Source organism: Streptomyces sp. NBC_00094 (assembly GCF_026343125.1).
Lineage (GTDB): Bacteria > Actinomycetota > Actinomycetes > Streptomycetales > Streptomycetaceae > Streptomyces.
In genome coordinates this window covers 6006411-6018825 of record NZ_JAPEMB010000001.1, presented here as the reverse complement: position 1 = coordinate 6018825, position 12415 = coordinate 6006411, and the positions used below count along the sequence as shown (strand labels likewise).

The window sequence follows — 12415 nt, the reverse complement described above, 5'->3', positions numbered from 1 at the left end:
CGAGCAGGACGGAGCAAGAGGCCCATGAGCGGAGTGTCAGTGTCCAAGGGTCCCGAGGACGCCCCGCGTGCCGCGGACGATCTGGTCGTCCTGTCCGAGGTGAACAAGCACTTCGGCGCGCTGCACGTCCTCCAGGACATCGACCTGACGATCACCCGCGGTGAAGTCGTGGTCGTGATCGGGCCTTCCGGGTCCGGCAAGTCGACGCTGTGCCGAACGATCAACCGGCTGGAGAGCATCGACTCCGGCACCATCACCATCGACGGCAAGGCGCTGCCCGCGGAGGGCAGGGAGCTCGCCCGGCTGCGTTCCGACGTCGGCATGGTCTTCCAGTCGTTCAACCTCTTCGCGCACAAGACGGTGCTCGAGAACGTGATGCTGGGTCAGATCAAGGTTCGCAAGACGGAGAAGAAGGCCGCCGAGGTCAAGGCCCGTGCCCTGCTCGACCGGGTCGGGGTCGGCACCCAGGCGGACAAGTACCCGGCTCAGCTCTCCGGTGGTCAGCAGCAGCGCGTGGCGATCGCCCGCGCGCTCGCGATGGACCCGAAGGTCATGCTCTTCGACGAGCCGACCTCGGCGCTCGACCCCGAGATGATCAACGAGGTCCTGGAGGTCATGCAGCAGCTGGCCCGGGACGGCATGACGATGGTGGTCGTCACCCACGAGATGGGCTTCGCCCGCTCGGCCGCCAACCGCGTCGTCTTCATGGCGGACGGCCGCATCGTCGAGCAGGCGTCGCCCGAGGAGTTCTTCAGCAACCCGCGCAGCGACCGGGCCAAGGACTTCCTCTCCAAGATCCTTCACCACTGAGCGAGTTCGGACCTATTCTTCCCAACTCACGCCTACTCAAGGGACTTTCCTCCATGAAGCTTCGCAACACCTCCGCCGCCGCCGCGGCCGCCGTCATCCTCGCCCTGACCGCCACCGCCTGTGGCACCGGCTCCGACTCCGGCAGCAACGGCGACAAGATCAACGTCGGCATCAAGTTCGACCAGCCCGGCCTCGGCCTGAAGACCCCGGACGGCACGTACGCCGGCTTCGACGTCGACGTCGCCCGCTACGTCGCCAAGGAGCTCGGCTACGCCGAGGACAAGATCAACTTCAAGCAGGCGCCGAGCGCCGAGCGCGAGAACCTGATCAAGAACGGTGACGTCAAGTTCGTCGTCGCCAGCTACTCGATCAACGACAAGCGCAAGAAGGAGGTCGACTTCGCCGGTCCGTACTTCCTGGCCCACCAGGACCTGCTCGTGCGCGCCGACGACAGCTCGATCACCAAGGTCGAGGACCTCAACGCCAAGAAGCTCTGCTCGGTCACCGGCTCGACCTCCGCGCAGAACGTCAAGGAGAAGCTCGCCCCGAAGGCGGACCTCCAGCAGCTCGGTGGCTACTCCGAGTGCCTGACCGGCCTGGAGAACAAGGCCGTCGACGCCCTCACCACCGACGACTCGATCCTCGCGGGCTACGCCTCGCAGAAGGACCACGCGGGCAAGTTCAAGCTCGCCGGTCTCCGGATGAGCGACGAGAAGTACGGCATCGGCGTCAAGAAGGGCGACGACGAGCTGCGCGGCAAGATCAACAAGGCGCTGGAGAAGATGGTCTCCGACGGCACCTGGGAGAAGCTCGTCAAGGAGCACTTCGGCCCCTCCGGCTACAAGTACGAGCCCGCGCCCAAGGTCGAGAACTGACCTGACCCCGCCTCGGCCGTGACGGCCGCCCCGCTCGGGGGCGGCCGTCACGCCGGCACCGGCCGCTGCCCACGCACCGGCCTCCACACCGACCGACCACCAGGGGAGAGCGCGGGGCATCGTGTTCGACTTTCTTGATTCCGGGCAGTACGACCTGCTCGGCGCCTTCTGGGTGACGGCGAAACTCACCTTCTTCTCGGCGATCGGCTCGCTGATCTGGGGCACCGCCCTGGTCGCGATGCGGGTCGGCCCGGTCCCGATGATGCGGGTCTTCGCGACCACGTACGTCAACATCGTCCGGAACACCCCGCTGACGGTCGTCATCGTCGCCTGCCTGCTGTGCCTCAACCAGACGCTGCTCATCACGCTCGGCGGGAAGGGTTCCGAGGACATCGGCTTCCGGCTCGCGATCCTCGGACTCGTCGCGTACACCGGCACGTTCGTCTGCGAGGCGCTGCGCTCCGGCATCAACACCGTGCCGCCCGGCCAGGCCGAGGCCGCCCGCGCGCTGGGCCTGAGCTTCACCCAGGTCCTCACCCTGGTGGTGCTCCCGCAGGCCTTCCGCAGCGCGGTGACCCCGCTCGCCAACGTCCTGATCGCCCTCACCAAGAACACCACCGTCGCGGCCGCGATCAGCGCCGCCGAGGCGGCACGACTGATGAAGACGATGATCGAGTTCGAGCCCGACGCGCTCTTCGCCGTCTTCGCCGTCTTCGCCTTCGGCTTCATGGTCCTCACCCTCCCCACCGGCCTGCTCCTGGGCTGGGCCGCGAAGCGACTGGCGGTGAAGCGATGAGCTCCGTCCTGTACGACACCCCCGGCCCGCGTGCCAAGCGGCGCAACGTCGTCTACACGATCCTCTTCCTGGCGGTCATGGCCTTCGTGGCCTGGCGGGTCCTGGTCGCGCTGGACGACAAGGGCCAGCTGGCGGCGGACAAGTGGACGCCGTTCGTCACCGACTCCCGGACCTGGACGACGTACCTGTTGCCCGGCCTGGCCGAGACCCTCAAGGCCGCCGGGCTCTCCATCCTGATCGCGCTGCCGCTCGGCGCCGTCCTCGGCATCGGCCGGCTCTCCGACCACCGCTGGGTACGGGTACCCAGTGGCGCGATCGTGGAGTTCTTCCGGGCCATCCCCGTGCTGCTCCTGATGATCTTCGCGAACCAGATCTACCGGCAGTTCACGACGGTGAGCTCCGACTTCCGCCCGCTGTACGCGGTCGTCACCGGCCTGGTGCTCTACAACGCCTCGGTGATCGCCGAGGTCGTCCGGGCCGGAGTGCTCTCGCTGCCCCGGGGCCAGGGCGACGCGGCCGAGGCGCTCGGCATGCGCAAGGGCCAGACCATGCTGTACGTCCTGCTGCCGCAGGCCGTGACCGTCATGCTGCCCGCCCTGGTCAGCCAGCTCGTCGTGATCGTCAAGGACACCGCGCTCGGCGGCGCCATGCTCGGCTTCGCGGAGCTGCTCAGCCAGAACCGGGAGATCACGGCCAACTACGGCGCCAACACGATCGCCACCCTCACGGTCATCGCGCTGATCTTCATCGCCCTCAACTTCGCCCTGACCAGCTTCGCCGGCTGGCTGGAGAAGCGACTGCGCCAGGGCAAGAAGTCCGCCTCGGTGGCGCTCCCGGCCCAGGCCGGCCCCACCGAGGTGAAGACGGAGACCGTCAGCGGCGCCTGACCGCGACGGAGTCGACGGAGCAACAGGGGTGGGCCGGATCGGTACTGACTTCATGTCAGCCGCACCGCGCCCACCCCGTCGCTTGACGCAAGCACCCTCAGTGGGTTGCATACGGTCTGTGATCAACCACCGGGCTCGTGCCACACTCAGCTGTGCTGCCCTCATGACCGTCCGGCCTTCAGGAGCCGCGCCGTGGACCCGGTGATCATCGTGGGCGCGGGGCCGGTCGGCCTCGCGCTCTCCCTCGCGCTCGCCGCGCAGGGCGTGCCCAGCGTCGTCCTCGACGAGGGCGCGGGCAAGGAGGATCCGCGCCCCGCGCGGACCGCCGTCCTGCGCGCCGACATGGCCGCCATGGTGGAGCGCCTCGGCTGCACCACCCTCCGTGACGAGGGTGTGCGCTGGGTCGGCTGGCGCAGCATGCGCCGCCGCCAGCTGACCCGCCACACCCCGCTCGACCTGGGACTCAGCGGTACGGAGGAGTGGTCCGAGGACCCCGACTCCCCTTCCGACCCGGCCGCGCCCCTGCACATCCCCCAGCACGCCCTCGCCCGCGGGCTGCGCGACGCCATCGCCCGGCAGAAGCTCGTCCGGCTCGTCACCGAGGCCCGGCTCGACACGATCGAGCAGGACCGGGACGGGGTCACCGCCCACACCCGCGGTCCGGACGGCACCTGGTGGCGCGGCAGCCACCTCGTCGGCTGCGACGGGGCCCGCTCCACCGTGCGCAAGCTGCTCGGCATCCGCTTCCCCGGCCGTACGGCGGTGGAACGTCACGCGGTCGCCGCCCTGCGCACCGAACTCCCCTGGCCCGGCGAGGCCCTGCTGCACCGCCAGCCCCCGTGGCGGGGCAGCGGCGAGGAGATCACCGCCCGTCCGCTGCCCGACGGGGTGTGGCGGATCGACTGGCTGCTTCCGCCCCGCGGCGAGCTCGTCACCCCGGACGCACTGGTCAACCGCATCCGCGAGACCCTGGCCGGCTGGTGCGACGGGACGACACCCCCGTACGAACTCATCGACACCGGCGTCCACACCCTGCACCACCGGCTCGCCCGGCGCTGGCGGGTGGACCGGGTGCTGCTCGCCGGGGACGCGGCCCACCTGCTCGGCGCGGTCGGCACGCAGGGCCTCGACGAGGGGCTCAGGGACGTGGACAACCTCGCCTGGAAGCTCGCCCACACCTGGCACCACGGCGCCTCGGACCGGCTGCTCGACAGCTACCAGAGCGAGCGGCGGACGGCCATCGCCTCCCGGCTGCGCGCGGCCGACCAGTCGCTGCCGGCGCTGCGCGGCGGCGGTGGCCTGCGGACGTACCTCCCGGGGGTCACGCGCGGCCACGACGCCCTCCTGACCGACGGTCACGTGGGGCGCGGCCCGCTCGGTGCGCCCCCCGCGTACCCGCACTCCCCCCTCGCGGCTCCGAGCGCCGACGGGCAGACCCCGGTGGGCACTCCGGTGGGCGCTCCCGTCGAGGACGTCCGGGTGACCGCCCCGGACGGCACGACCGTACGACTCCGGGACCGGCTCGGTCTGGGCCGCCTCCTGGTCCTCCTGGTCGCGCCCGGAACCGGCGTGTGGGACCGCCGCCACTGGCGGAGCGCGGGCATGATGCCGCGGCTCGAAGAGGCGGTCCGGGCTCTCCCGGCGAAGGCCGAGGTCCTGGTGACCGAGGCGTACCCGGGCGCGCCGGCCCACGCCGTCCTCCTCGTACGGCCCGACGGGCACCTCGTCGCCGCCTTCGCCGGGGTCCGTCCGGAGCAGCTGTACGCGGCGGCCGACGCGGCCCGCGGCGGGTCGGCCACCGCCGACACGCCCCCCGACGCGCCGGCCGACACGCCCGTCGAGGCGGCCGCCGGGGTGTCCGCCGACAGCGACCGCACGGCGGACATGCATTGATTCCACCCGGGCGCGCATGGTGTACTCCGGAGCGTGACCGACACCGATGTGCGCCTGTGGCGGAGGGTCCATATGGACCTCGTCCGCTATGCGGGCTGCGTGTGTCGCCCGTCCTGCTGACTTCGCCCCCTTCCCCGCGCGCGCCCCGCCGCTGACGTCCGTCCGTGTGCCCGGTGCCGTCGCGCGCTCTTCGCGAACCTCAGGACGGTCACCCGTGCCCCACCTCACCCCCACGCCCACGCCCGCTGTCTCCCCCTCCCCCTCCCTCGCCTCCCCCGCCTCCGCTCCGACGGCGGCGGAGCTGCTCGACTTCGTCCGCCGTACGGCCGCCGACCGGGAACTGGTCGACTCCCTGCCGCTCGATCCCGAGGGCCGTACCTGGGTACGGCTCGACGGGCCCGGCGGCAGCGAGGCCTGGCTCATCGGCTGGCCGCCCGGCACGGGCACCGGCTGGCACGACCACGCCGAGTCCCAGGGCGCCTTCGCCACCGCGCGCGGCACCCTGACCGAGAACGCGCTCGCGGTACGGCTCCCGTCGGGCGGCTGGAAGACCCTGGAGCTGGCCGACGGCCTCGACCGGTCCCGCAGGCTGCCGGAGGGCGGGAGCCGGGCCTTCGGCCGCGACCACGTGCACGAGGTGCTCAACGAGTCCCCGGACACCCACGCGGTGTCGGTGCACGCGTACTATCCGCCGCTCCCGCTGATCCGGCGCTTCAGCCGATCGGGCGCGGTACTCCGTCTCGAGCAGGTCGAGCGCCCGGAGGACTGGCAGTGAGCGGCGAACGCGTGGGCATCGACGAACTGCTCGAACGGGTCAGATCCGGCATCGACCGGATCGAGCCCCGCGCCGCCCACGAGGCGTACGAGGCGGGTGACGCGCTCCTGGTGGACACGCGCTACGCGGCCCTGCGCGGGCGGGACGGCCTGATCCCGGGCGCGCTGGTCGTGGAACGCAACGAACTGGAATGGCGGCTCGACCCGCTGGGCAGCCACCGTGCCCCGGAGGCGGACAGCCACGACCTCCGGGTCGTGGTCCTCTGCAACGAGGGCTACGCCTCGTCGCTGGCGGTCGAGTCCCTCCGCCGCCTGGGCCTGCACCGGGCGACGGACCTCATCGGCGGCTTCCAGGCCTGGAAGGCAGCCGGCCTCCCGGTCCTACTCCCCGCCACCCGCCCCTGACGACAACGGGCCGGGCCTTGGCCCCCTCGTCCGCCTGAAGGCAATGGGCTGGGCTTTGGCCCCTCGTCCGCCTGAAGGCAATGGGTCGGATCTTGGCCCTCCACGTACCGCCTGACGGCAACGGGCCGACCTTGGCCCCCTCGTACCCGGCGGGCGGGTGCGGGCGGGGCCGGGCATCCCTGGCAGTACGGTCGGGCCTGGGCTCGGGCAAGCGCGCGCAGCGCCCCGCCCGGACGAGTCCCCCTCCTTCCCCCCCCGGGAGGTCAGAAGGACTCGTCCAGCCCGTCCGTGTCCTCGCCCTCGGCTTCCAGCGCCTGGCGGACGACGCGGAGGGCCATGCCCTCGGGGTACCCCTTGCGGGCGAGCATCCCCGCGAGGCGCCGCAGGCGCCGGTCGCGGTCGAGGCCGCGGGTGGCGCGCAGTTTGCGGTCGACGAGTTCGCGCGCGGTGGCCTCCTCCTGCTCGGAGTCGAGCTGGTCCACCGCCTCCTGCACGAGCGCGGGCTCGACGCCCTTGGTCCGCAGCTCCCGGGCGAGGGCCCGCCGGGCGAGGCCCCGGCCGTGGTGGCGGGACTCCACCCAGGCCCCCGCGAAGGCCGCGTCGTCGATGAGCCCGACGTCCTCGAAGCGGGAGAGGACCTCCTCCGCCACGTCGTCGGGGATCTCCCGCTTGCGCAGGGCGTCGGCCAACTGCTTGCGCGTGCGCGGGGTCCCGGTGAGCAGGCGCAGGCAGATCGCGCGCGCCCGCTCAGCCGGATCCTGGGGTGACGGCTCCTTCTCGGCCCTCGACGAGTCGGGGCCGTCACCCGGCCATTCGGTGCGACCGGTCACCGGTTCAGCTCTTGGCCGCGGTGGCCTTGGTCGCCTTCGCGGTCTTGGTCGCGGGCGCCGGGACGGTCTTGGCGGCGTCGTCCGCGCCGGCCGCGTCGGCACTGGTCGCCGCGTCCGCACCGGGCTCGGCCGTCGGAGCCTGGGGCTTGACGCCGACGCCCAGCTTCTCCTTGATCTTCTTCTCGATCTCGTCGGCGAGGTCGGGGTTGTCCTTCAGGAAGTTACGGGCGTTCTCCTTGCCCTGGCCGAGCTGGTCGCCCTCGTACGTGTACCAGGCGCCCGCCTTGCGCACGAAGCCGTGCTCCACGCCCATGTCGATCAGGCCGCCCTCGCGGCTGATGCCCTGGCCGTAGAGGATGTCGAACTCGGCCTGCTTGAAGGGCGGCGCGACCTTGTTCTTGACGACCTTGACGCGGGTGCGGTTGCCGACCGCGTCCGTGCCGTCCTTGAGGGTCTCGATACGGCGGATGTCGAGGCGCACCGAGGCGTAGAACTTCAGGGCGCGGCCACCGGTCGTGGTCTCCGGCGAGCCGAACATCACGCCGATCTTCTCGCGGAGCTGGTTGATGAAGATCGCGGTGGTCTTGGACTGGTTGAGCGCGCCGGTGATCTTCCGGAGCGCCTGGCTCATCAGACGGGCCTGCAGACCGACGTGCGAGTCGCCCATCTCGCCCTCGATCTCCGCACGCGGGACGAGCGCGGCGACGGAGTCGATGACGATCAGGTCGAGGGCGCCGGAGCGGACCAGCATGTCGACGATCTCGAGGGCCTGCTCACCGCTGTCCGGCTGGGACAGGATGAGGTTGTCGATGTCGACGCCGAGCTTCTTGGCGTACTCGGGGTCGAGGGCGTGCTCGGCGTCCACGAAGGCGACCTGGCCGCCGGCCTTCTGGGCGTTGGCCACGGCGTGCAGGGTCAGGGTCGTCTTACCGGAGGACTCCGGTCCGTAGACCTCCACGACACGGCCGCGCGGCAGGCCGCCGACGCCGAGCGCGATGTCGAGCGCGGTCGATCCGGTGGAGATCACCTCGATCGGCTCCTGGACGCGGTCACCCATGCGCATCACGGCGCCCTTGCCGAATTGGCGTTCAATCTGTGCGAGTGCGGCTTCGAGAGCCTTCTCGCGGTCGGTTCCTGCCATGGGTTCCACCCGGTTTGCTTGAGTCGATCGCTTCATGTGAAAGACGCTAACCCCTGCCACTGACAATGGGCCCCGACGTCCCCTCCAGCCTGTGGACAACTCGTCGACAAGCCCACGATTCCCAGGGACCCGGACCTCCATCAGAATGGATGTTCGATTTTAGTGTCAAGCGTGCCACGCGAGCCGGAGCGACCCGTCTCCCCGGGCTCACGGCCACGGGCGACGAAGGCGCTCCCTCAGTTCGTCGGCGACGGCCCCGTGCTCTCCGTCCGGCCCTGACGCGAGGGTGAGGGCGGCGGCCAGCAGCTCGGCCGAGGCCCTGCGGTCCGCGAGAACCGCCCGGAGGAGCGTCGGCGCGTCCAGCGGCGCCAGCCGGTACCGCCAGGCCGGGTGACCGTGGGCGGCGGCGTACCGGGCCGTCAGGAGTTCCACAGGGGTGAGGGGGATCCGCATGCGCTCGGCGAACGGCGCGAGGCCCGTCGCGGCCACCAGGTCGCAGATCCGACCGGCCGGGACACGATTGGCGCGACTGTTGTCGCGGGCCTCGTAGACCACGGCGTAGACGAGTGCCCGCTCCCGGTCGGTGGCGGGCCGCGGGAACGGCACGTCGTACCAGAGCCGCTCCACGGCCTCCGGTGTGATCCGCGGGCGAGCGGCGCCGCCAGGAGCCCACGGAACCCCCGTCGCCAGCCGTACGGCTCCGAGGGCGACGGTCTCCTCCGAGAGCCGGCGCCGACAGGGCAGCCCCTCGCCCTCCGGCCCCGCCTCCCGCAGCACCTGCTCGACGGTCGGGCCGTCGGTCCACGCCAGCGTCCAGGTGTCGTCGTCGGCCTCGCGCTCGGCCCGGCACGGCCCGTGCCGGTATCCGTCGGCGTCGAGACCGAACCGCTCGGTGACCACCCGGGCGAGCTCGTCCAGGCGGGCCGCACGGCCGTCACCCGGCCCGGGATCGGCCCCGCTCACCCCACCACCCCCGGTCGCTCACACGTCACACCCCCGAACCTACCGGCAGCAGCTCCGGGCGCCTGGCCCGGCGGCCGTCGCCCGACGAACGGCCGCGGAGGCGCCGCCCCAGCCAGGGCCCGAGGAAGGCCCCGGCCCACCGCAGTTCGGCGCCGGCCGCACGCAGACCCGTGCGGGCGGGACCCGGTGGCGGAGGCAGCGGGCGGGTCCAGGTGTCGTCACTGCCGGGCAGGTCCAGGGCCTGGGCGACGGCGGCGGCGATCCGCGCGTGGCCGAGCGGACCGGCGTGCAGCCGGTCGGCGCTCCACAGCCGGGGATCGGTGACGACCGGGTGGTGCGAGGTCTCGACGACGGTGACGTCGTGCCGGCGCGCGGCCTCCCGGATGCGCTCGTTGAGGTCCTGGACGCGGGATCCGAGCAGGCGGGCCAACGGGATGAGCCGGCCGACGTCGGGGAAGGTGAGGGTCGCGACCCGGGCCCCCCGACCGGTCAGTTCGGCGAACATCGCCTCCAGGTGCCCGGCCGTCTCGTCCGCGTCGAAGCGGGGCCGCAGCAGGTCGTTGACGCCGGCGACGACCGTGGCGAGGTCGGGCCGCAGGGCGAGCGCCGGGGCCAGCTGTTCGGCGCGCACCTGCCCGGCGAGACGGCCCCGTATCGCCAGGTTGGCGTACCGCAGGTCCGGGGTGTCACGGGCGATCAGCTCGGCGAGTCGGTCCGCCCATCCGCGCAGGCCGACGGCGTCGTCCCCGTCCCCGACCCCTTCGGTCTGACTGTCCCCCAGGGCGACGTACCGCAGAAACCCGCCGTCCGACATGAGACCCCACCTTCCCCCGACTCATTATTAACTTTTTTGACTATACAACTCGACCCATGGCGGGGGCTCGAAGACCATGGCGGGCCCACGCCGACGGCTGCTCAAGAGCCCGGACGCGGAGCCCGGAGACCGCCCGCCGCCTATCCTTCGACGCATGCCCCTCCCCCTCCGCGACCGCCCCGGCGGACGTCTGCCGCCGCGGACCGCCGACGCCCTCGTGGCAGGCGTCGTCCTGGCTGTCGTGGCGCTCTGGACGCTCGTCTCGGCGCGGTACACGAACGAGCCGGCATCCCGTACGGCGCTCGGCTGGGCGCTCGTCCTGGTCGGCTGCGGGACCTTGTACTTCCGGCGGCGGCAACCGGTCGCCGTCGCCGTCGTCACGCTCCTCGCCTGCGTGGTCTACTACCCGCTGTCCGCCCAGGACGGCCCGCTCATGATCGCCTTCGCGCTGGCGCTCTACACCACCGCGGCCGAGGGCCGGTTCACCGCCGCCGTCGCGCTCGCCGCCGTCACCCTGCTCGCGGTCGGCCTCGGCGAGATCCGGCAGCAGCCCGGGCACCGCCAGATCGACGACACCTCGCTCGCCATGCTGGCCGGCTGGCTGATCAGCCTCGTCGCCGTGGGCCGCGCCCAGCGCACCCGGACCGCCTATCTGCACGAGGTCGAACAACGCGCGCTCGCCGCCGAGCGGGAGCAGGAGGCCCGGGCCCGGCAGAGCGCCACCGAGGAGCGGCTGCGGATCGCCCGGGAACTGCACGACATCCTCGGCCACAGCGTCTCGCTGATCAACGTCCAGTCCGGCGCCGCACTGCACCGGCTGAGCAAGAACCCGGCCCCCGAGGCCGGGCTCGCCACCGCCGCCGAGGCCCTGGAGGCGGTGAAGGCCACCAGCAAGGACGCGTTGCGCGAGCTGCGGGCCACGCTCGGCGTGCTGCGCCGCGCGGACGAGGCCACGCCGACCTCCCCGGCCTCCGGCCTGGCCCTCCTCGGCGACCTGGTGGAGCGCGCCCGGAGCGCCGGGCTCGACGTCCGTACGAGCATCACGGGCACGCCCGTACCGCTGCCGCCGCCGGTCGACCTCGCCGCGTACCGGATCGTGCAGGAGTCACTGACGAACGTGACCCGGCACGCGGGCGCGCGCACGGTACGGGTCACCCTCGACTGGGACGCGCCCCCCGACGCCGACACGCGCGCGGGCACGCGCGTGCTCCGGCTCCGCGTCGCGGACGACGGCGGCGGGGCGTCCGAGGGCGGTCCTCAGGGCAGCGGCATCCGGGGCATGGCGGAACGGGCCCGCGCACTCGGCGGCGAGCTCACCGCCCGGAACACCGCCGACGGCTTCCTCGTCGACGCCCGGCTGCCACTCCCCACCGACCCACCGACCACACCGGCCACACCGGCCACCCCCACAGGCTCCATCAACAACACAGAGCCCACAGACCCCGCAGCACCCGAAGGGGACCCCCGATGATCCGTGTCGTGCTCGCCGACGACCAGACCCTGGTCCGGGCCGGCTTCCGGTCGATCCTGTCCGACGAGGACGACATCGAGGTCGTCGGCGAGGCCGGGGACGGCGAGCAGGCGATCGCGCTCGCCCGGGAACTCCGTCCGGACGTCGTCCTGATGGACATCCGCATGCCGGTCCTCGACGGCATCGAAGCCACCCGGCGCCTCACCGCCGACGAGCGGCTCGAAGGGGTCCGGGTGGTCGTCCTGACCACCTTCGACGCCGACGACCACGTGTACGGGGCGCTGCGCGCGGGAGCGTCGGGCTTCCTCGTCAAGGACACCGAGCCGATGGAGCTCCTGCACGCGGTACGGGTCGTGGCGCGCGGCGACGCGCTCATCGCCCCCGCCGTGACCCGCCGCCTGATCGCCGAGTTCGCCGACCGCGCCGGTGGCGCCGGGCGGCAGCCGGACCCGAGCCCCCGGCTGAACGCCCTCACCGAGCGGGAGCGCGAGGTCCTCGGCCTGGTCGGCGCGGGGCTCTCCAACGACGAGATCGCCGGCCGGCTCGTCCTCTCCCCCGCCACCGCCAAGACCCATGTCAGCCGGATCATGACCAAACTGGCGGTACGGGACCGCGCGCAGCTGGTCATCCTGGCGTACGAGTCAGGGATGATCACCCCCGGCTGGCTGGCCTGACCTTCGAGACCCCCTAGGGGTTCGGGCCCGGACCCGCAACTCCCGGGGTACGCGCGCGTGGGCCGGCGCAACCTGCGGGGTA

The 12415-nt window shown here is 72.3% G+C and carries 14 protein-coding genes; 10 read left to right on the top strand and 4 right to left on the bottom strand.

Annotated elements, in window-relative coordinates:
* Window positions 1-24 precede the first annotated feature (24 nt).
* The 8 genes from OG580_RS26810 to OG580_RS26780 all read left to right on the top strand — a co-directional run bounded on the left by OG580_RS26810 (window position 25) and on the right by OG580_RS26780 (window position 6440).
* Complete coding sequence (locus OG580_RS26810; protein ID WP_267046212.1) at window positions 25-810, top strand: amino acid ABC transporter ATP-binding protein; 786 nt, start codon at window positions 25-27, stop codon at window positions 808-810.
* Window positions 811-863: 53 nt separating this feature from the next.
* On the top strand, window positions 864-1685 hold the full coding sequence (locus tag OG580_RS26805) for a glutamate ABC transporter substrate-binding protein (protein ID WP_267046211.1): 822 nt from the start codon (window positions 864-866) through the stop codon (window positions 1683-1685).
* 121 nt (window positions 1686-1806) lie between these two features.
* Window positions 1807-2481: an amino acid ABC transporter permease gene (locus tag OG580_RS26800; protein WP_267046210.1), complete on the top strand. Its 675-nt coding sequence runs from the start codon at window positions 1807-1809 to the stop codon at window positions 2479-2481.
* Window positions 2478-3368, top strand: coding sequence for an amino acid ABC transporter permease (locus tag OG580_RS26795; protein ID WP_267046209.1), 891 nt, complete (start codon window positions 2478-2480; stop codon window positions 3366-3368). Before OG580_RS26800 ends, OG580_RS26795 begins: the two co-directional genes overlap by 4 nt.
* 192 nt (window positions 3369-3560) lie before the next feature.
* Window positions 3561-5261 (top strand): FAD-dependent monooxygenase, encoded by a 1701-nt coding sequence (locus OG580_RS26790; RefSeq protein ID WP_267046208.1) that lies wholly within the window; start codon window positions 3561-3563, stop codon window positions 5259-5261.
* Between the two features lie 33 nt (window positions 5262-5294).
* Window positions 5295-5381, top strand: coding sequence for a putative leader peptide (locus OG580_RS36280; protein WP_311605579.1), 87 nt, complete (start codon window positions 5295-5297; stop codon window positions 5379-5381).
* 94 nt (window positions 5382-5475) lie between these two features.
* Window positions 5476-6036, top strand: a complete 561-nt coding sequence (locus OG580_RS26785) for a cysteine dioxygenase (protein WP_267046207.1) — start codon at window positions 5476-5478, stop codon at window positions 6034-6036.
* Window positions 6033-6440 carry a rhodanese-like domain-containing protein gene (locus OG580_RS26780; RefSeq protein ID WP_267046206.1) on the top strand — a complete coding sequence of 136 codons (408 nt, stop codon included), beginning with the start codon at window positions 6033-6035 and terminating at the stop codon, window positions 6438-6440. Before OG580_RS26785 ends, OG580_RS26780 begins: the two co-directional genes overlap by 4 nt.
* A gap of 263 nt (window positions 6441-6703) precedes the next feature.
* Here OG580_RS26780 and recX read toward each other — a convergent pair whose 3' ends face one another.
* The 4 genes from recX to OG580_RS26760 form a co-directional block, all read right to left on the bottom strand.
* Complete coding sequence (gene recX, locus OG580_RS26775) at window positions 6704-7270, bottom strand: recombination regulator RecX (RefSeq protein ID WP_267046205.1); 567 nt, start codon at window positions 7268-7270, stop codon at window positions 6704-6706.
* A gap of 4 nt (window positions 7271-7274) precedes the next feature.
* Window positions 7275-8411, bottom strand: coding sequence for a recombinase RecA (recA, locus tag OG580_RS26770; RefSeq protein WP_267046204.1), 1137 nt, complete (start codon window positions 8409-8411; stop codon window positions 7275-7277).
* A gap of 207 nt (window positions 8412-8618) precedes the next feature.
* Complete coding sequence (locus OG580_RS26765; protein ID WP_267046203.1) at window positions 8619-9374, bottom strand: hypothetical protein; 756 nt, start codon at window positions 9372-9374, stop codon at window positions 8619-8621.
* 25 nt (window positions 9375-9399) lie between these two features.
* The gene (locus tag OG580_RS26760) at window positions 9400-10188 is read right to left on the bottom strand and encodes an SGNH/GDSL hydrolase family protein (RefSeq protein ID WP_267046202.1); all 789 of its coding nucleotides are present in this window, start codon (window positions 10186-10188) and stop codon (window positions 9400-9402) included.
* Between the two features lie 154 nt (window positions 10189-10342).
* Between OG580_RS26760 and OG580_RS26755 the strand changes: the two genes are divergently transcribed.
* Together OG580_RS26755 and OG580_RS26750 are read left to right on the top strand one after the other, a co-directional pair.
* Window positions 10343-11659, top strand: a complete 1317-nt coding sequence (locus OG580_RS26755) for a sensor histidine kinase (RefSeq protein ID WP_267046201.1) — start codon at window positions 10343-10345, stop codon at window positions 11657-11659.
* Window positions 11656-12333 (top strand): response regulator transcription factor, encoded by a 678-nt coding sequence (locus OG580_RS26750; protein ID WP_267046200.1) that lies wholly within the window; start codon window positions 11656-11658, stop codon window positions 12331-12333. Before OG580_RS26755 ends, OG580_RS26750 begins: the two co-directional genes overlap by 4 nt.
* Window positions 12334-12415 lie beyond the last annotated feature (82 nt).